Annotated in this window: 20 protein-coding genes and 1 pseudogene; 10 read left to right on the plus strand and 11 right to left on the minus strand. The window is 70.2% G+C overall.

The annotated features are described in order from the left end of the window. Nucleotides 1-111: 111 nt before the first annotated feature. On the minus strand, nucleotides 112-549 hold the full coding sequence (locus ABZS64_RS31345) for a DUF4442 domain-containing protein (protein ID WP_355837147.1): 438 nt from the start codon (nucleotides 547-549) through the stop codon (nucleotides 112-114). Nucleotides 550-659: 110 nt separating this feature from the next. Between ABZS64_RS31345 and ABZS64_RS31350 the strand changes: the two genes are divergently transcribed. Next, the gene (locus ABZS64_RS31350; RefSeq protein ID WP_355837051.1) at nucleotides 660-1,697 is read left to right on the plus strand and encodes a hypothetical protein; all 1,038 of its coding nucleotides are present in this window, start codon (nucleotides 660-662) and stop codon (nucleotides 1,695-1,697) included. A gap of 41 nt (nucleotides 1,698-1,738) precedes the next feature. Continuing rightward, a complete protein-coding gene (locus ABZS64_RS31355) occupies nucleotides 1,739-3,061 on the plus strand; it encodes an MFS transporter (protein WP_355837053.1) in 1,323 nt (440 codons plus the stop codon). Here ABZS64_RS31355 and ABZS64_RS31360 read toward each other — a convergent pair. From ABZS64_RS31360 to ABZS64_RS31380, 5 genes are all read right to left on the minus strand, one after another. Then, on the minus strand, nucleotides 3,023-3,868 hold the full coding sequence (locus ABZS64_RS31360; protein WP_355837055.1) for a fused MFS/spermidine synthase: 846 nt from the start codon (nucleotides 3,866-3,868) through the stop codon (nucleotides 3,023-3,025). The two genes, ABZS64_RS31355 and ABZS64_RS31360, sit on opposite strands and share 39 nt — an antisense overlap. A 4-nt stretch (nucleotides 3,869-3,872) precedes the next feature. Next, on the minus strand, nucleotides 3,873-4,715 hold the full coding sequence (locus ABZS64_RS31365; protein ID WP_355837057.1) for a patatin-like phospholipase family protein: 843 nt from the start codon (nucleotides 4,713-4,715) through the stop codon (nucleotides 3,873-3,875). Between the two features lie 64 nt (nucleotides 4,716-4,779). Continuing rightward, on the minus strand, nucleotides 4,780-5,955 hold the full coding sequence (tuf, locus tag ABZS64_RS31370) for an elongation factor Tu (RefSeq protein WP_355837059.1): 1,176 nt from the start codon (nucleotides 5,953-5,955) through the stop codon (nucleotides 4,780-4,782). A 100-nt stretch (nucleotides 5,956-6,055) separates the two neighbouring features. Further along, on the minus strand, nucleotides 6,056-6,178 hold the full coding sequence (locus ABZS64_RS31375) for a hypothetical protein (protein ID WP_324983621.1): 123 nt from the start codon (nucleotides 6,176-6,178) through the stop codon (nucleotides 6,056-6,058). Between the two features lie 67 nt (nucleotides 6,179-6,245). Beyond that, nucleotides 6,246-6,956 carry a DNA alkylation repair protein gene (locus ABZS64_RS31380; protein ID WP_355837061.1) on the minus strand — a complete coding sequence of 237 codons (711 nt, stop codon included), beginning with the start codon at nucleotides 6,954-6,956 and terminating at the stop codon, nucleotides 6,246-6,248. A gap of 49 nt (nucleotides 6,957-7,005) precedes the next feature. Here ABZS64_RS31380 and ABZS64_RS31385 point away from each other — a divergent pair, with 49 nt between their 5' ends. The 4 genes from ABZS64_RS31385 (at nucleotide 7,006) to ABZS64_RS31400 (ending at nucleotide 10,258) form a co-directional block, all read left to right on the plus strand. Next, a complete protein-coding gene (locus ABZS64_RS31385; protein WP_355837063.1) occupies nucleotides 7,006-7,770 on the plus strand; it encodes a TVP38/TMEM64 family protein in 765 nt (254 codons plus the stop codon). Nucleotides 7,771-7,916: 146 nt separating this feature from the next. Then, nucleotides 7,917-8,792: an undecaprenyl-diphosphate phosphatase gene (locus ABZS64_RS31390; protein WP_355837064.1), complete on the plus strand. Its 876-nt coding sequence runs from the start codon at nucleotides 7,917-7,919 to the stop codon at nucleotides 8,790-8,792. Nucleotides 8,793-8,845: 53 nt separating this feature from the next. After that, nucleotides 8,846-9,019: a hypothetical protein gene (locus ABZS64_RS31395; protein ID WP_355837066.1), complete on the plus strand. Its 174-nt coding sequence runs from the start codon at nucleotides 8,846-8,848 to the stop codon at nucleotides 9,017-9,019. An 81-nt stretch (nucleotides 9,020-9,100) separates the two neighbouring features. After that, a complete protein-coding gene (locus ABZS64_RS31400) occupies nucleotides 9,101-10,258 on the plus strand; it encodes a methyltransferase (RefSeq protein ID WP_355837067.1) in 1,158 nt (385 codons plus the stop codon). Nucleotides 10,259-10,303: 45 nt separating this feature from the next. On the opposite strand, the gene ABZS64_RS31405 is transcribed toward ABZS64_RS31400, so the two are convergent. Further along, a complete protein-coding gene (locus ABZS64_RS31405; RefSeq protein WP_355837069.1) occupies nucleotides 10,304-10,927 on the minus strand; it encodes a flavin reductase family protein in 624 nt (207 codons plus the stop codon). Nucleotides 10,928-11,074: 147 nt separating this feature from the next. Here ABZS64_RS31405 and ABZS64_RS31410 point away from each other — a divergent pair, with 147 nt between their 5' ends. Together ABZS64_RS31410 and lnt are read left to right on the plus strand one after the other, a co-directional pair. After that, nucleotides 11,075-11,533: a nuclear transport factor 2 family protein gene (locus ABZS64_RS31410; protein ID WP_355837070.1), complete on the plus strand. Its 459-nt coding sequence runs from the start codon at nucleotides 11,075-11,077 to the stop codon at nucleotides 11,531-11,533. 95 nt (nucleotides 11,534-11,628) lie between these two features. Then, nucleotides 11,629-13,245: an apolipoprotein N-acyltransferase gene (gene lnt, locus ABZS64_RS31415; protein ID WP_355837072.1), complete on the plus strand. Its 1,617-nt coding sequence runs from the start codon at nucleotides 11,629-11,631 to the stop codon at nucleotides 13,243-13,245. Here lnt and ABZS64_RS31420 read toward each other — a convergent pair. Next, nucleotides 13,169-14,074 (minus strand): Gfo/Idh/MocA family oxidoreductase, encoded by a 906-nt coding sequence (locus tag ABZS64_RS31420; protein ID WP_355837074.1) that lies wholly within the window; start codon nucleotides 14,072-14,074, stop codon nucleotides 13,169-13,171. The two genes, lnt and ABZS64_RS31420, sit on opposite strands and share 77 nt — an antisense overlap. A gap of 122 nt (nucleotides 14,075-14,196) precedes the next feature. Between ABZS64_RS31420 and ABZS64_RS31425 the strand changes: the two are divergent. Both ABZS64_RS31425 and ABZS64_RS31430 read left to right on the plus strand, forming a co-directional pair. Continuing rightward, nucleotides 14,197-14,457 (plus strand): annotated as a pseudogene (locus tag ABZS64_RS31425) (TetR/AcrR family transcriptional regulator); the annotation flags it as partial. Between the two features lie 127 nt (nucleotides 14,458-14,584). After that, nucleotides 14,585-14,995 carry a hypothetical protein gene (locus ABZS64_RS31430; RefSeq protein WP_355837076.1) on the plus strand — a complete coding sequence of 137 codons (411 nt, stop codon included), beginning with the start codon at nucleotides 14,585-14,587 and terminating at the stop codon, nucleotides 14,993-14,995. Between the two features lie 3 nt (nucleotides 14,996-14,998). Here the strand turns inward: ABZS64_RS31430 and ABZS64_RS31435 are convergent, their stop codons facing one another. The 3 genes from ABZS64_RS31435 to ABZS64_RS31445 all read right to left on the minus strand — a co-directional run bounded on the left by ABZS64_RS31435 (nucleotide 14,999) and on the right by ABZS64_RS31445 (nucleotide 17,969). Then, nucleotides 14,999-15,502: a hypothetical protein gene (locus ABZS64_RS31435; protein ID WP_355837149.1), complete on the minus strand. Its 504-nt coding sequence runs from the start codon at nucleotides 15,500-15,502 to the stop codon at nucleotides 14,999-15,001. 134 nt (nucleotides 15,503-15,636) lie between these two features. Beyond that, nucleotides 15,637-16,320, minus strand: coding sequence for a uracil-DNA glycosylase (gene ung, locus ABZS64_RS31440; RefSeq protein WP_355837078.1), 684 nt, complete (start codon nucleotides 16,318-16,320; stop codon nucleotides 15,637-15,639). A 68-nt stretch (nucleotides 16,321-16,388) separates the two neighbouring features. Then, nucleotides 16,389-17,969, minus strand: a complete 1,581-nt coding sequence (locus tag ABZS64_RS31445) for an ABC transporter substrate-binding protein (protein WP_355837080.1) — start codon at nucleotides 17,967-17,969, stop codon at nucleotides 16,389-16,391. Nucleotides 17,970-17,981 lie beyond the last annotated feature (12 nt).

Consider the following 17,981-nt stretch of genomic DNA (forward strand, 5'->3'; position numbering starts at 1 on the left):
CCGATGTGCTCGCTGCGGGGAATACGAGAGACTCCTCCGCGACGAGCTGAACGCCAAACCGCTGGACCGCGCCACGCCGGGCAGCCTACCCCGGGCGCTCAGGCAGTGCGGTCAGGCGTTGGGGCGCAGGGTCCACACGATGGTCATCTCGCCGGTCACCGCGCCGTCCGCGCGCTGGATGGCGATCTCGACGGGGAACTCCGGACGCTCTCCCGCGTCCAGTTCCGCGACGACGTCCGCGATCGGGCGGCCCAGGGTGGCGGTCGCGGTGACGACGCCCATCGCCAGCTTCTTGTAGCCGATTTCCGCCTTGACGGCGAGCGGTACGGCGCGCGTCATCTGGTCGCCGAAGGCGGCGATGACGATGGCGCCGCTCGCGGTCTCGGCGAGCGTGAACATCGCCCCGGCGTGCGGCCCGCCGACGTGGTTGTGGAAGTCGGACTGGTCCGGCATACGGACGACAGCACGCTCGGCGGTGGTCTCCACGAACTCCAGGTTGAGGGTCCGGGCCATGGGGACTGTGGCGGCGAGCATCTCGCCGACGGACATCTGATCAGCGCTCATGGGACGCGATGTTACCCACGAGTAGCCGACTTGGCCATCCCCTGCGTGGGGGCGGACGTAGCACCTGTGGCGCCGCACCTCTATCGTTACTCGCCATGTGGCCAGGACAGCAGCCGCCCGGGGGCGAGCAGAACCCGCAGGACCAGAACCCGTACCAGCAGCCGGGGTACCAACAGCCGAATCCCTATCAGCAGCCGGGACATCAGCAGCCGGGGTACCAGCAACCTGGTTACCAGCAGCCCAATCCGTACCAGCAGCCGACGGCGCCGCAGTACGCCGTGCCCGGGCAGCCGCCCGGTGCGCCCCAGCCGCCGCAGGACGACAAGAAGAAGACGACCATCGTCGCGATCGTCGCGGCCACGGCGGTCGTGGCGGCCGCGGTCGTCACCGGCGTCATCGTGCTGAAGGACGACGGCAAGGGCACCGGCGACGAGGGCAGCAAGGTCAGCGCCTCGAAGACGCCCGCCACGAAGAAGCCCAGCCAGGCACCCGCGGCGCCGACCGAGAACCCGCGCGGCGGCGAGGACGCCAAGCCGCTCATCGCAGGCTGGAAGGTCGTCACCAACCCCAAGCGCGGTACGCAGTTCGACGTCCCGCCCACCTGGGAGGTCGCCGGCTCCAGCATGAGCACCTTCTTCGAGGACGAGAAGAAGGGTGACGGTTCGCCCGTCGTCGTCATGTCGGCCCCGGCCCACTACAAGTCCAAGTGGTGCACGTTCGACACCGACAAGGACGGCAAGCCCGAGCAGTGGGGCCTGAGCACGACCGGCACCAAGGGCGGCAAGGGCGCGACCGACACAGCCACCGGTGCCTACAACGAGGCGGGCAACTGGGTCTGGGCGGGATACGCGCAGAAGGAGCCCAAGGGCACGGTCAAGATCACCAAGGCCAAGCCGTACACCACCAAGTCCGGGCTCACCGGAAGCGTCGCCACGGCCACCGCTCTCGGCGTCAAGAAGACCAACCAGTGCATGTCCGACGGCAAGTCGATCGCGTTCACCTTCAAGAACAGCAAGGGTGACTTCGCGAGCTGGGTCCTGTACGCCAACACCGGCGTCAAGGACGAGGTCCCGGACGCGACCATCGCGCAGATCCTCAGCACGGTGCGGCTCGCGGGAACGCCCACCGACTAATCCGTTTGGCAATGCGGCCGGGCAGCGGGGATAGTCCCGAGGTGACCTCTCCAGCCACCTCTCCCCGCCGCCTGGCACGCCGCCCGGAATGGGCCGGACGCAACTACACCCTGCTGACCGCCGCCGCGATCGTCACGAGCCTGGGCACCCACGGTGCGATGATCGCGGCGGCGTTCGCGGTTCTGCAGTCCGGCGGGGACGGCGGCGACGTCGGGCTGGTGGTGGCGGCGCGCACCCTCCCCCTCGTCCTGTTTCTGCTGATCGGCGGCGCGATCGCCGACCGGCTGCCGCGGCATCGGGTAATGGTCGCCGCCAATGCGCTCAACTGCGTCTCGCAGGCGGTCTTCGCGGTACTCGTCCTGGCCGGGGATCCGCGGCTGTGGCAGATGATGCTGCTGAGCGCGCTGTGCGGCACCGGCCAGGCGTTCTTCAACCCGGCCGCCGAGGGCATGCTCATGTCCAGCGTCAGTGGCGAACAGGTCAGCCGGGCCTTCGCGCTCTTCCGGATGGCGATGCACGGCGCGGCCATCGGCGGAGCCGCACTCGGCGGCGCGCTGATCGCGGCGGTCGGTCCCGGCTGGGTACTCGCCCTGGACGCCGCGGCCTTCGCAGTCGCGGGTGCGTTGCGTGCCTTCCTCGACGTCGGCCACATCCGCGAACGCGAGCCCGGCGGCGGTCTGCTGTCCGATCTGCGGGAGGGCTGGAAGGAGTTCAGCAGCCGGCCGTGGCTCTGGGGCATCGTCGCCCAGTTCTCGGTGGTCGTCGCTGTCGTCGGCGCGGCCGAGTCGGTCTACGGACCGCTGGTCGCCCGGGACGAGCTGGGCGGCGCGGGCCCCTGGGGCGTGGCGCTCGCCGCGTTCGGTGTGGGCACGATCGGCGGGGCGCTGCTGATGATGCGCTGGAAGCCCCGGCGGATGCTGCTCGCCGGGACGCTGTGCGTCTTCCCGCTGGCCGCGCCGTCGGCCGCGCTCGCCGTACCGCTGCCTGCGGCGGGGCTCGCCGCGGTGATGCTGGTCAGCGGACTGGCGATCGAGGTGTTCGGTGTGGCGTGGATGACGGCCCTGCACCAGGAGATTCCGGAGGACAAGCTCTCCCGGGTCTCGGCGTACGACTGGTTCGGCTCGGTCGCGATGCTTCCGCTGGCCACCGCGCTCGCCGGTCCGGCGGAGGGCCTGTTCGGACGGCGCGAGTCGCTGTGGGGCTGCGCGGCGCTCGTCATTGTGGTCACCGCCGCCGTGCTGCTCGTCCCCGACGTACGGAACCTGACCCGTCGTACGAAGCAGGTGGCGGCGGCCCCGACTGCTGTCTCAGCCGATGCCGCTGTCTCAGCCGATGCTGAAAGCGCCGTCGGGCGGCTCGGGTGACGCCACCGCGTCCACGTCCCGTACCGCCGTCGCGTCCCCGATGAGCCGGGTCAGCGACGGGCCGTGCTCGACTCGCGCCGGGAAGGGATCGGCGGAGGTGCGGCGGGTGAGGGCCGCCGTGTCGATGGGGGTGTGCGAGGCGAGCAGCAGCGCGTTGCCGAAGCGCCGCCCGCGCAGCACGGAGGGTTCGGCGATCAGCGCGAGCTCCCCGAACACCTCCGCGAACGTGGCCAGTTGGGAGCGGAGGAAGGCGAAGGGCGCGCCGTCGGCGAGATTGGCGGCGTAGATCCCGCCGGGCCGCAGGACGCGTTCGGCCGCCCGCGCGTACTCGACCGAGGTGAGATGGGCGGGTACCCGCGAGCCGCCGAAGACGTCCGCGATCAGCAGGTCCACGGAGTCCGCGGGGGCCGCTTCGACCCAGGCGCGGGCGTCTGCTCCGTGCACCTCGATGCCTGATCCCTCGGGCAGCGGCAGCTGCTCGGCGACCAGCGCCAGCAGTCCGCGGTCCGCCTCCACGACGTCCTGGCGCGAGCCCGGCCGGGTCGCTGCCGCATAGCGCGGCAGGGTCAGCGCCCCGCCGCCCAGGTGGAGAAGGTCGAGCGGGACACCTTCGTCCGCGGCGCAGTCGACGACATGGCCGAGGCGCTGCGCGTACTCGAACTCCAGATATGTGGGCGCGTCCAGGTCGACATAGGACTGGGGCGCGCCGTCCACGGTCAGCAGCCAGGCCCGCTCCCGGTCGATGTCGGGCATCAGCTTGGCGGTGCCCCCGTCGACCTGGCGGATGACGGGTATCTGCTCGTTCACCGTCTCATTGTGCCCATACCGCGGCGACCGCCTCGGCGTGCGCGGCGGCCTGGGCCAGCCCGGCGCGGGCGGCGGGGGCCCGCCGGGCGGGGTCGAGAACGTTACGGCCGAATGCCTTCTTCGCTGCGGCGTCCGGGGTGATGACCTCGACCCGGGCTCCCCCGGCCGCGAGCTGTGCCGCCTGGGCCCGGGGCGAGGGGATCGTCTTGGTACCGGAGGCGATCGGCGCGATGACGACCACTCGCTCGTATCCGGCGGCGAGGTGGGCGTTGGCCGTGGTGTGCACTCCCCCGTCGATCCACTTGCGGCCCTCGATGGTGACCGGCGGCCAGACGCCGGGGACCGCGCAACTGGCGGCGACGGCGTCCACGAGCGGAACACCGCTGTCCTTCCCGTAGGCCTTCAACTCGCCCGTCAGCGCGTCGACCGCGGTGACGAGCAGCTGCCGCTCGGGCCATTCGGCCGAAGCAAGCCGCCCGGCGATCACCTTGCGCCGTTGGGCCTCGTCGACGGTGTCGGTGGCGAGTGCCAGCCGGCCGAGCCTGCGTCCGTACTCCTCGGGCGTACGGGACATGGCGATCCCCCGTACATACCTCAGCATCGTCGGGAGACCGAAGCGGGCCGCGATCTCGCCTTCGTGAGCGGCGAGTTGCCTCTGGTACAGCTCGGCGAGGCTCAGCTTCCCGGAGGTGAGCTGGGCGGCGACGACGGCGCCCGCCGAGCTGCCGACGACGAGGGAGGCGGAGGTCAGATCCACTCCCGCTTCGGCGAGTCCGTGCAGGATGCCGATCTCCCAGCCCACCCCGGTGATTCCGCCTGAGCCGAGTACAACTGCCGTGTCAGCCATGGGAATCAGTGTCGCGCATGATTGCGGGCCCGCCTCCCGCGAGGTGCGGGAAGCGGGCCCTGGATCACACCAGCTCGGTCACCGTTCCGGCGCCGACCGTGCGACCGCCCTCCCGGATCGCGAAGCCGAGACCGGGCTCCAGCGGGATGTCACGTCCCAGCTCGACGGTCATGGTGACCGTGTCGCCGGGCCGCGCGACCGCCGCCTCACCGAGGTCGATGTCGCCGACGACGTCCGCGGTGCGGATGTAGAACTGCGGCCGGTAGCCGGTGGAGACCGGAGTAGTACGGCCGCCCTCGCGGCCCGAGAGCACATACACCTGGGCGGTGAAGCGCCTGCTCGGCACGACGCTGCCGGGCGCCGCCACCACATGGCCGCGGCGCACAGCGTCGCGCGCCATGCCACGCAGCAGCAGGGCGACATTGTCACCGGCCTCCGCGGACTCCATCGGCTTGCCGAAGGTCTCCAAGCCGGTGACGACCGTCTCGGTGTCCGCGCCGAGCACCTGCACCCGGTCGCCGACGCGGACGGTGCCGCGCTCGACGGCGCCGGTGACGACCGTGCCGCGCCCGGTGATGGTGAGCACGTTCTCCACCGGGAGCAGGAACGGCGCGTCCGTGTACCTGACGGGCATCGGCACATAGGTGTCGACGGCGTCGAGGAGCGCCTCGATGGCGGCCGCCCAGCGTGGGTCGCCCTCCAGCGCCCTGAGTCCCGAGACGCGCACGACCGGTGCGGCGTCACCGCCGTACCCGTGGGAGGTCAGCAGCTCGCGGACCTCAAGCTCCACCAGGTCGGTGAGCTCGTCGTCGCCCGCGTCCGCCTTGTTGAGGGCGACGACGATGTGGTCGACGCCCACCTGGCGGGCGAGCAGGACGTGCTCGGCGGTCTGCGGCATGACCCCGTCGAGCGCGGAGACGACGAGGATCGCCCCGTCGAGCTGCGCGGCTCCGGTGACCATGTTCTTGACGTAGTCGGCATGGCCCGGCATGTCCACATGCGCGTAATGCCGGGTGTCGGTCTCGTACTCGACGTGCGCGATGTTGATGGTGATGCCGCGCAGCGCCTCCTCGGGCGCCCGGTCGATGCGGTCGAACGAAACGTAGGAGGTACCGCTGCCGGTGCGCTCGCTGAGAACCTTGGTGATGGCTGCGGTGAGAGTGGTCTTGCCGTGGTCGACATGGCCCATGGTGCCGATGTTGAGGTGCGGCTTGGTGCGCACGTATGCCGTCTTGGGCATGGCTGTTGTCCTCGGTTTCCTCGGAACTCGAAGCGTGAATGGGACCCCTGGGCCTTGCCGACCCTCCCCCTGTGGGGTCCGCCGGACGATCCGGGAAGGGTCAGCTTCGGGCGCCGTCGAGGGGCGCTGCGGCAGCGGCGGCTGCGGCCGCTGCGGGGAATGCGGCAGCCTTCGGCGCGTCCGCGACTGCGGACGGCGCTGCGAGGAAGGCGTACCGGAACATGTCGACGATGATCGCTCAGGGCGCTTCGCCGCGTCGAATGGTTTTCCCTGTGCGGGAGTTCAGCAGCTCACAGATTCTTGAGCGCTTCGCGTACGGACAGCGGCGCGAGCCGGTCCCGGTGCCGCTCGACGAACTCGCGTACCGCGTCCGGATCGGACTTGGCGTACTCGCGCAGGCACCAGCCGATCGCCTTGCGGATGAAGAAGTCGGGGTGGTCGGCGCGGCGCAGGCAGTAGGCGAAGAGCCGCCCGGTGTCGGTCGCGTCCTTGTGGCGGAGCTGGTGGAGCAGCGCGGTGCGCGCGACCCACAGATCGTCGTCCTCGATCCAGCTGTCCATGACGGATTTCAGCCTGGGATCGGCGGTCACGAGCGGGCCGACGACGTGTGAGGCGAGCGCGTCGACGGTGTCCCACCAGGAGAGTGTGACGACGAGATGGCGCACGACCGGAAGGAAGCCGGAGGAGCAGCGCTTCACATGGCGGCGCAGATAGTCGACGGCGAAGTAGTGGTATTCGCGCTCGGGCAGCGCCCAGCAGCGCAGGGCGATCGCCGTGCAGTCGGCTTCGTCGGGGGCAGTGGTGCCTTCGAGGACGGTGCGGGAGAGCTCGCGGCGGGCTGCGGTGTACAGCCCGAGGAAGGGCGCGATGCCCTTCATGTACGCGCCGGCTCCCTCGGCCCTGGTCGCGTCGGCGCCGGTGGGATAGACGGCGGTGAGCCGCTGAAGGACGGCGTCGGCGAGCTCGCTGCGCGGGACGGCCGGGGGCTTGACCGGGGTCATGCCGCCCACATTACGGCGATCACACCCAGTTGTCGGTTAGTCTCCCCGGATGCTCGACCCCGTCCCCCGGCCCGCCTCGGGCCTAGCCGTGCGCTGCACCCGGGCGCTGTTCTCGCCGTGGTCGCGGCTGTCGCTGCTCCTGGCGATGCTGGCTGCCGCGGCGGTGATGGTGGTCCTCTACGAGCCGCAGCGGCTGCTCTCGGCAGGCTGGCCGGCGCAGCTGAGCGGAGCGGCGGCGGTGGTGCTGTTCGGTGTCGCGTACGGGGCGTGCACCGCGGCTTTCGTACCGCGGCCGCTGCTCAATCTGGCAGCGGGCGCGCTCTTCGGCTCCCAGGCCGGGTTTGTCTCGGCGCTCGCAGGGACGGTGCTGGGCGCGGGCATCTCCTTCGCCTTGGGGCGTCTCCTCGGCCAGGGTGCGCTGCGGCCGCTGCTGAGGGGCCGCTGGCTGAAGGCGGCCGACACCCAGCTGAGCAGGCACGGCTTCCGCTCGATGCTGGCGCTGCGGCTCTTCCCGGGTGTGCCGTTCGCCGCGGCGAACTACTGCGCCGCCGTCTCACGTATGGGCTATGTGCCTTTTCTGCTGGCGACCGCGCTCGGCTCGGTCCCGAACACGGCGGCCTATGTGGTCGCGGGCAGCCGGGCGGGCTCACCGACGTCCCCCGCCTTTCTGATCGCGATGGGCTTCATCGTGGTGACGGGGATGGCCGCGGCCTGGATCGCCTGGCGCAAGCGGCACCGGCTGCGGGAGGCCCGTCCGGCATACGCCGTCGACGATGCGGCACTGCCCACCCGGCAGGCGCCGGGCGGGAGTTGAGCAAGCCGGGTCGCCCGCTACCTGTGCTGACAGGGGCTGCGACATTCGCCTCGATCCGGGGACGCTACGCTTCCTCAGAACTGGCGCATGATCGGGAACGCGCGCGCCGTCAGACCGTGATCATTTCTTGGGTGGCGTAGTTTTCGATGTCTTGGTTCGAATCATTCATCCTCGGGCTCGTCCAGGGACTGACCGAGTTCCTGCCGATCTCCTCCAGCGCGCATCTGCGGCTCACCGCCGCGTTCGCGGGCTGGAACGACCCGGGCGCCGCCTTCACCGCCATCACCCAGATCGGCACGGAGACGGCCGTCCTCATCTACTTCCGCAAGGACATCGCCCGGATCGTTTCCGCCTGGTTCCGTTCCCTGACAAACAAGGCCCTGCGCAGCGACCACGACGCCCAGATGGGCTGGCTCGTCATCATTGGCTCGATCCCGATCGGTGTGCTCGGTGTCACGTTCAAGGACCAGATCGAGGGCCCCTTCCGTGATCTGCGGCTGATCGCCACCACCCTCATCGTGATGGGCATCGTCCTCGGCATCGCCGACCGCCTGGCCGCACGCGACGAGACGGGCGGCAAGCACCGCGCCATCAAGCAGCGCAAGACGCTGCAGGAGCTGGGCGTCAGGGACGGTCTGATCTACGGCCTCTGCCAGGCCATGGCCCTGATTCCGGGCGTCTCGCGCTCGGGCGCCACCATCAGCGGCGGTCTGCTGATGGGCTACACCCGCGAAGCGGCGGCTCGCTACTCGTTCCTGCTGGCCATCCCTGCCGTGCTCGCCTCGGGCGCCTTCGAGCTCAAGGACGCGAGCCAGGGCGGGCATGTGGACTGGCCGCAGACCGCCTTCGCGACGGTCATCGCCTTCGCGGTGGGCTACGCGGTGATCGCCTGGTTCATGAAGTTCATCACTACGAAGAGCTTCATGCCGTTCGTGATCTACCGCATCGCGCTCGGAATCCTGCTGTTCATCCTGGTCGGGTCGGATGCGCTGAGCCCGCACGCGGGTGAGTCGGCCGGCTGAGGCCCTTTGTCGCGGGGCTGACGGGTGTCCTACCCAGGCCTTAGCCTGTCTGCATGTCCCCCTTGTCCCGCGAGTCAGAAACCGCGATGTCCGCCGCCGAGCTCAATGCCCGGATCCGTGAGCTGTGGGCGGACGGCGAGCTGCCCGACGACCGGCGCCCGGAGTACGAGGCGCTGGTGGTGGAGTGGGCCGCGGCCGCGCTCGTGGACGTACAGCGCGCCGCCTGACCGTCCGGCGGGACGGGGCCGGGAGCGCTCGCAGTGACCGTGCGTCGCAGTGATCGTGCGCTCGGCTAGCCTGAGTGCACAATGAACCGTTTGACCACGTCATGGGGCGGCTTCGAGCTCGCCCGCTTCCCCGAGGACCCGCGCGACACCCTCCGCGCCTGGGACGCCGCCGATGAGTACCTCCTGCGGCAGCTGAAGGGAACCGACGACGCCGAGTCCACGGACCTGAGCGGCACAGTGGTCGTCGTCGGCGACCGCTGGGGCGCCCTCACCACCTCGCTCGCCGGGCACCGTCCCATACAGATCACCGACTCCTTCCTCGGCCAGGAGGCGACCCGGGCGAATCTGGCGCGCAACGGCATCGACGCGGACGCGGTACGCCTCCAGTCGGTCAGGGACATGCCGCCCGAGCGGATCGACGTACTGCTGATCCGGGTGCCCAAGAGCCTCGCGTTGCTGGAGGACCAGTTGCACCGGCTCGCGCCCGCCGTGCACGCGGACACGGTCGTCGTCGGCACCGGGATGGTCAATGAGATCCACACCTCCACGCTGAAGCTGTTCGAGCGGAACCTCGGTCCGACCAGGACCTCGCTCGCGGTGAAGAAGGCGCGGCTCATCTTCTGTACGCCGGACGCGCGTCTCGCGCGCACGCCCAGCCCCTGGCCGCTGCGTTACGCGCTGCCGGACGATGTGGGCGCGCTCGCGGGCCGGACCGTCACCAATCACGCGGGCATCTTCTGCGCCGAGCGCCTCGACATCGGCACACGGTTCTTCCTGCGGAGCCTGCCGGAGCGGCACGGTCCCGACCGGGTCGTCGACCTGGGCTGCGGAAACGGCGTGGTCGGCACGGCCACAGCGCTGGCCAATCCGGAGGCCTCGGTGACCTTCATCGACGAGTCGTTCTCCGCGGTCGCATCGGCCGAGGCGACGTACCGGGAGAACGTCGCATCGGAGGCGAAGGCGGAGTTCCTGGTGGGCGACGGTCTGTCCGGAGTGGCGGACGGGACGGTCGACCTGGTGCTGAACAATCCGCCGTTCCATTCGCACCGGGCGACGACGGACACGGCGGCCCGCCGGATGTTCGGCGGGGCGCGCCGCGTCCTGCGGCCCGGGGGCGAGCTGTGGGTCGTCGGCAACCGCCACCTCGGGTATCACGTGAAGCTGCGCCGCCTCTTCGGCAACTGCGAAGTCGTCGCCAGCGACCCGAAGTTCGTGGTCCTACGGGCCGTCAGGAAGTAGCGGCTCCGGCCATGGCAGACCCGGCAGGGGCGGTCCGGGCCGTGCTCAGCGGCCCAGGCCGTCGGCGCCGTCCTGCCACTGCGCGTACGGGATACGGGAGATCTCGCGTACGCCGCCGAGCGTGCCCCATTCGTCCTTGCCGAGCCGGGTGAGCGGCGCCAGCTTCGTCACCTCGGGGTGGCCGCCCGCCATCACCTCCTGGCTGACCGCCGCATGGACGACGCGGCCGAAGACGACCGTCGAGTCGCCGAGGCGCACGGTGCTGTGCAGTTCGCATTCCAGGGCGACCGGAGAGGCGGCCACGCGCGGAGGCTTCACGCGCAGACTCGTCTCACGGGCGATGCCCACCGCGTCGAACTCACTGATGCCGCGCGGAAAGTCGGTGGCGGTCGCGTTGATCTGCTCGAAGAGCGGCTCAGGCGCGAAGTTGACCACGAAGGCCCCGGTGTCCTCGATATTGCGCAGCGAGTCCTTGCGGCCGACGGAGGTGAACTGCACGACGGGCGGTGACACGCACGAGATCGTGAAGAAGGAGTGCGGGGCGAGATTGTCCGTGCCGTCGGCCGATGTGGTGGAGACCCAGGCGATGGGCCTGGGGACGACGGTGGCGGTCAGCAGCCGGTAGAAGGTGTCGCGGTCGCACTGGGCTGGGTCGTAGTCGATGCGCATGAGGGCAGTATGGCCCGGGACACCGAACCTGCCTCGGGACGCCGAACTGGCGGAGATCGACCGTTTGCCGAACAAGAGCGGGTGAAGAGCAGGTGACTGGCGTGCACAGCTCTTGGCCTTGGGCGCTCACTGCCCGAAACTGACCCGATGACGCAGCGCGTGGATCTCGCGACCGTGATGGACCGGCTGACCATCGATGAATTGATCACCAGTTACGCGGTGGCGGTGGACGATGCGGACTGGGGCGCCTACCGGGCGCTGTTCACCCGCGAGGGGCGCGCGGACTACCGCAGCTCGGGCGGGATCGAGGGTCCGGCCGCCGAGGTCGCCGACTGGATGGCGGAGACCATGCGGCTCTTCCCCGTCCGCCAGCACCTGATCGTCAACCGGCGGCTGCAGATCCAGGACCTCGGCGGCTATCCCGGCGACCGGGCCGAGGTGCAGGCCGACTACGTGAACCCGATGCGGCTGGAGTCGGGCGACGACTTCGTCTCCGGCGGCCGGTACAGCTTCGGCCTGCTGCGTACGGACGCGGGCTGGCGGCTGCGCACGGTGGTGATCCACGAGAAGTGGCGGCGGGCCTCGGGAGAGCTCGGCGGCGCCTGACGCCCCTGGGCGCTCTGGCCCCGCAGATCCCGCACGCGCACACTGAGAGGACAACACTGCTCGCGGTCATTGCGAGGCGGACGAGGAGGCGCTGCATGCGGATTCCGGTCGGCCGGCCTGACGGGGCCCGCGCGAGACAGTTCGCGGCCCATCCGCGCGGGCGTGCCGTCGCCGCCGTGGCGGCCGGTGCGCTGCCCGTGCTCGCCTTTCCCGAGCCCTCGCTGTGGTGGTTCGCATATGTCGCGCTGGTGCCGTGGATGCTGCTGGTCCGGAGCGCGCCGACGGGCCGCAGGGCGGCGGTCGAGGGCTGGCTCGGCGGCCTCGGCTTCATGATCGCCGTGCATCACTGGCTGATCCCGAGCCTGCATGTGTTCATCGTGTTGATAGCCGCGCTCCTGGGGCTGCTGTGGGCGCCCTGGGGGTGGCTGGTGTGGTCGCTGCTGTCGGGTGCGCCCTCGCCCGTGCGTGCTGCCGCTGCGCTCGCGGCAGTGCCTTCGGGCTGGCTGATGATTGAACTGGCCCGGTCCTGGGAGGGTTTGGGCGGCCCCTGGGGGCTGCTCGGGGCGAGCCAGTGGGAAGTCCCCCCAGCCCTGCGGCTCGCTTCGGTGGGCGGCGTCTGGCTGGTGAGCCTGCTGGTGCTGGCGGTGAACACCGCGGTGACGGTGCTGATCGCGGTGCCGAAGGCCCGGACGGCCGCGGTGGGCGGCGGGGTCATCTGCGCGCTCACCACGACCGCGGTCTGGATCTGGCTTCCGCAGCCGGAGCAGACTGGGCGCGCCCGTATCGCCGTCGTACAGCCAGGTGTCGTCGACGGCATCGACAGCGTCGAGCGGCGCTTCGCCCGCAGTGAGGAGCTCACCCGCCAACTGGCCGGTCAGGACGTCGATCTGGTGGTCTGGGGCGAGAGCAGCGTCGGAGCGGATCTGCGCGAGCGCCCCGATCTCGCGGCCCGTATCGCCGTGCTCTCGCGGGCGGTTGGCGCGGAGGTGCTGGTCAATGTCGACGCCCGGAGCAAGGACGGCGAAGGCCGGTCGGGAATCTTCAAGAGCTCGGTCCTGGTGGGCCCGCAAGGTCCGACCGGGGATCGCTATGACAAGATGCGGCTGGTCCCCTTCGGGGAGTACGTACCGGCGCGTGGGCTGCTGGGCTGGGCGACCTCGGTGGGCAAGGCGGCGGGCGAGGACCGGCTGCGCGGCACCCGTCCGGTGGTGATGGTGCTGCCCGGTACAGGTACGGGCGGACTGCGTATTGGCCCCCTGGTCTGCTTCGAGTCGGCGTTCCCCGACATGAGCAGGCGGCTGACCCGGGACGGCGCGCAGCTGCTGGTCGCCCAGTCGGCGACCTCGTCGTTCCAGGGGAGTTGGGCGCCCGAGCAGCATGCCTCGCTGGCGGCGCTCCGGGCGGCGGAGAGCGGCCGGCCCGTCGTGCATGCCACGCTCACCGGCGTCAGCGCGGTGTACGGCCCCGACGGCAGCCGAGTCGGCGGACTGCTCGGCACGGACAGCAGCACCGCCGCCGTCTACGACGTCCCGCTGGCACGCGACACCACGCTCTACGTCAGGTTCGGCGACTGGCCGGTCTACGGAGCGCTCGCGGTCCTTGCCGCGCTCTGCGCCGCCGAGGGAGCGCGCACGCTCAGGAGACCTGCTCCAGGGCTCGCAGCACCACCCGTTCACACAGCTCATGAGTCCGCAGCGCATCATGCGCACTGAGGAACTTCCCGGCGCGTACGGCGTCCACGAATGCCAGTACCGACTGTTCGATACCGCGTTGGCGGGCGACCGGCACCCAGTCGCCCCGGCGCCGCACGGTCGGCTGCCCCTTGTGGTCGACGACCTCCGCGAGATTGCGGACCTCGCGCTTGGTGTCCTGGCCCGACACTTCGAGGATCTCCTCGGTGGAGCCGCTCATCCGGTTCATCGTCCCGATGGCGGTGAAGCCGTCGCCTGACAGTTGCAGCACGACGTGGTGCATCAGACCGCCGACGATCCGGGCCCGTACATCGGTGTGGTCGACCGGTCCGGGGGCCAGGAAGCGCAGGGTGTCGACGACATGGATGAAGTCGTCGAGGACGAGGGTGCGCGGATCCTCGGCGAGGCCGATGCGGTTCTTCTGCATCAGGATCAGTTCGCGCGGGTGCTCCAGGCATTGGGCGTAGCCCGGCGCGAGACGGCGGTTGAAGCCCACGGCCAGGCTGGTGCCGCGCGCCTCGCCGAGGGCCACCAGCCGCTCGGAGTCGGCCAGTTCGTACGCGAGCGGCTTGTCGACATAGGTCGCCACACCCGCTGTGAGTAGCCGGGTCACAATCTCGGCGTGCACGGAAGTGGGGGCGTGTACGAAGGCGGCGTCCAGGCCCTGGGCGAGCAGCGATTCGAGGTCGGTGTGGCAGCGTTCGGCCGGGATGTGATGGGTCTCGGCGATCCGCGCGAGGGTGGCGGGGGTGCGGGTCTGCAGATGCAGTTCGACCCTGGGCAGCGTGGTGAGCACGGGCAGATAGGCCTTCTGCGCAATGTCGCCGAGCCCGATGCAGCCGACCTTCACAGGGGCCTCCCTTGGCGCTGTGCCGGTTGTCCTTCAGTCACGTCGTGTGCTTCGGCAGCATACGTGCGCTGTGGCGGCCGCCAGTCGGCGATGCGTGTCGAAGGTCCGCAGGACGAGGCCCGGTGGCACTGGAGGCCACCCGCCGACCGGAGCTGCGGGAGTTCTACGACGCGGCGGGCAGCCGGTTCCGCGGCCCGCTCAACGCCCTGATGGCGGCGGCCGGCTCGCCGGAGCCGGAGCGCCATGCGCTGTCGCTGGTGGCCTGGTGCGAGGGGCTGATGTTCTCCTGCGACGCGGCCGGGTCGTACCACGCGGGCGTCCCCGACCGGGCGGAGCTGCGCACCGGATTCACCGAGCTGCTGCGCGGACTGCTCGGCGAGTAGGCCCTGGCGGCCGACTGCCCTCGGCGTCACCCGTGCGGGCCATTGTCTGCTGGTACGACGGTGAACGCGCCCCGCGCACAGCAGAGTTGCGCGGGTGCACCGAACAAGAACAACTGTCCTGGCCGGGATGGCCGCCTTGGCCGTGTCCGGCTGTGTCGCGCTGAGCGGGTGCGTGGCTGTGGAGCCGCGGCCCGCGCCACCACCGCCGCCGCCGAACGACCGCCCGGCGCAGGTCGTGGAGCCGCAGATCGTGCAGAGCCCGGCGCGGGAGGTCCTTGAGCCCCCGGCGACACCCACCCCTGCCGCGGCTGGTCCGGGAGAGCGGCCGAGGCCCCGGCCGCCGGAGCCCGGGGCCGCCGAGCCGCCCGCCCGGCCGCACCGAAAGCCCGAGAGACCCGGGCGGCCCGAGAGGCCCGTAAAGCCCGCGGCTCCGGCGCCGGTCGTCCGGCCGGACGTCTGCGCCCTGGGCGAGGGCTACGGCCGCTGGCGCCCCGGCAGCCCCGAGGCCCGGATCTGCCGGGAGGTCCACGGGAATTGAGCCTCATTCCCCCCGCAGCCGGTCCTCCAGCCGCTCGATCGCGGCCCGCACACCGTTGCCGTATCCGTCGTCCCCCAGGGCATCCGTCGCGGCGCGCGCCCGGTCGAGGTGGACCCACGCGGCCTCGGGGCGTTGCAGCTTCACATAGTCGGCGGCGAGGTTGAGATGGAGCGAGGGGTAGAAGGCCCGCACCGCGACCCCCGCCTCGCGCCGGGCCGGCTGCTCCTCGCTCAGCCTTTGCTCGCTCAGCCCTTCCTCGCTCAGCCCCTCCGCCGCGGCCAGCGCCCGGAGATCCCAGGCGAGCTCGTCACCGGGGTCGTCCTGGGTGTCCGCCATGTAGTGCGCCAGGGTGCAGCGATGGAGCGGTTCGCCGGCCTCGCCGATCTCCGACCAGAGGGCGCCGAAGCGATTGCGTGCCTCCTCGCGGTCTCCGCCGTGCAGCAGCATGATCGCCTGCCCGATCCGGGTCATGACGGCGTCGTCCGACGCCTCCTGCTGCTCCATCACTGCGGCCTCCCACGTCCGTGCGGCGATTGCGGCGGCATACGCCGGTCCACGGGGCACGACGCTAGCCGCCGCCCGTGACAATGCCGTTCAGGCTCGGGCACGGGCCCGAGCCTGTCAGCCGGGTGCGCGAACGCTCAGCCGAGGTCCGGGATCCGCCAGTCGATGGGTTCGTGGCCCTGGGCGGCCACCGCCTCGTTGATCTGCGTGAAGGGATGGGAGCCGAAGAACTTCTTCGCCGAGAGCGGCGAGGGGTGGGCGCCCTTCACCACCACATGCCGCGTCTCGTCGATGACGGGCAGCTTCTTCTGTGCGTACGCGCCCCACAGGACGAAGACGGCAGGGTCGGGCCGCGAGGCCACGGCGCTGATCACCGCGTCCGTCACCTTCTCCCATCCCTGGCCCTTGTGGGAGTTGGCTTCGCCCGCCCGCACCGTCAGCACCGCGTTGAGCAGCAGGACACCTTGCTCGGCCCACGGCATCAGATAGCCGTTGTCCGGGATGGGGTGGCCCAGCTCCGCCTGCAACTCCTTGTAGATGTTCCGCAAGGAGGGCGGGGTCTTGACACCCGGCCGCACGGAGAAGCAGAGGCCATGCCCCTGCCCCTCTCCGTGGTACGGGTCCTGGCCGAGAATCAAGACCTTGACCTGGTCGTACGGTGTCGCGTCGAGGGCGGCGAAGACCTCGTCGCGCGGCGGATAGACCGGCCCCTTGGCCCGCTCCTCCTCGACGAACTCGGCGAGCTCCTTGAAGTAGGGCTTCTGCAGCTCTTCGCCGAGGACGCCGCGCCAGGACTCGGGCAGCATGTCGGTGTCGGTCACGTCAACAACCTCCGGAATGGGACCAGTTCTCGACCACAGAACCTACCGGGGGCCACTGACAATGGCGTCTACCAGCTGGCCTTGCGGTAGAGCTCCCACATCTGCATGACCGTCTGCGGGTCGAGCGCGCGCTCACCGCCGCCGATCTCCTCGCTGGAGGCGACGTACAGCTTGCCCTGCCACAGCGGTAGCAGGCGCACATCGTCGACGAGGATCTCCTGCGCCCGCTCGAACTGCTTCGTGACCGCGCCGCGGTTGCTCTCGCGCCGGGACGCGGGCAGCAGCTGGTCGGTGATCTCGGGGCTCTCGTACGGAATGTTGAGCACGTTCTTCTGGCCGACGAACGGCGCTATGAAGTTGTCCGGGTCCGGGAAGTCGGGGAACCATCCGCGGCCGAAGACGGGGTACTCGCCCGCCTTGTAGCCCTTCTGGAAGTCCTTCTCCTGCCTGCCCTGCACCGTGATCTTGAACAGGCCGGTGGCGTCGAGCTGCCGCTTGAGCTCGGCGAACTCGGGGGTGGCGGCGGAGCCGTAGCGGTCGGAGGAGTACCAGAACGTCAGCGGCACCGGCTTGGTGATACCCGCGTCCTTGAGGAGTTCCCGCGCCTTGGCGACATTCGGCTCGCCGTAGCGGTCGAAGAACTCGGTGGTGTGGCCGGAAATGCCCTTGGGGACCATGGAATACAGCGGCTCGGCCGTGCCCTGGTAGACCTTGGCGACCAGCGCGCCGCGGTCGACGATCTGGGCGATCGCGCGGCGTACGGCGAGCTTGCCCGCCATCGGGTCCTTGGAGTTGAAGACCAGGTAGCGGATGTCGGCGCCGACCGTCTCGATGAGCTGGAGGCCCTCGTCCTCCGGCAGCTTCTTCTGCAGCTCGACGACCGCCGGCGCGGTCAGACCGCGGTAGATCGCGTCGACCTTCTTCTTCTTGAGAGCTCCGAACAGCACGTCGGAGTCCTTGAAGTAGCGGATCGTGACGGCCGAGTTCTTGACCTTCGCGAACCCCTCATACTTGGAATTCTTGGTCAGCTCAGCCTTATCGCCCTTGTCATACGAACTCAGGACATACGGCCCCGAACCGGTCAGCCCGCCATCCTCACGGAGCTTGTCCGCCGGGTACTGGTCGGGCGGGACGATGGACATCGCGGGCGTGGCCAGGATGAACGGGAACGTGGCGTCCGGCGTCTTGAGGTGGAACTTCACAATGCGGTCGCCGGCCGCTTCGACCTTGTCCAGGGAGCCGAGCAGACCGCTCGGACCGCCCTTCACATCGATCTTCTGGATCCGGTCGATGGAGTACTTGACCGCCGCGGCGTCCAGTTTGTCGCCGTTGGAGAAGGTCAGCCCCGACTGGAGCTCGCACTCGAAGAGCTTGTTGGTCGAGTCGGAGAAGCGGCACAGCTTCGCGGCGTCGGGCTGCGGCGTGGTACTCCCGGTCGGGAAGCTCACCAGCGTCTGGAAGACATTTCGGAACAACTCCCATGAGCCGTCCCAGGCGGCGGCAGGGTCGAGAGTCGTGGGCTCACTCGTCGTACCGACCGTAATCTTCTGCTCGCCATTGGCGCCCTCACCAGCGAAGACACTGCATCCGGCCAGCAGAGATATGGACGCTAGGGCTGCAGCGGCCTGCAGGCAGGTCCGGTAGAACACGTGCACGCTCCT

The organism is Streptomyces sp. NPDC005408 (assembly GCF_040606445.1).
Taxonomy (GTDB): Bacteria; Actinomycetota; Actinomycetes; order Streptomycetales; family Streptomycetaceae; genus Streptomyces.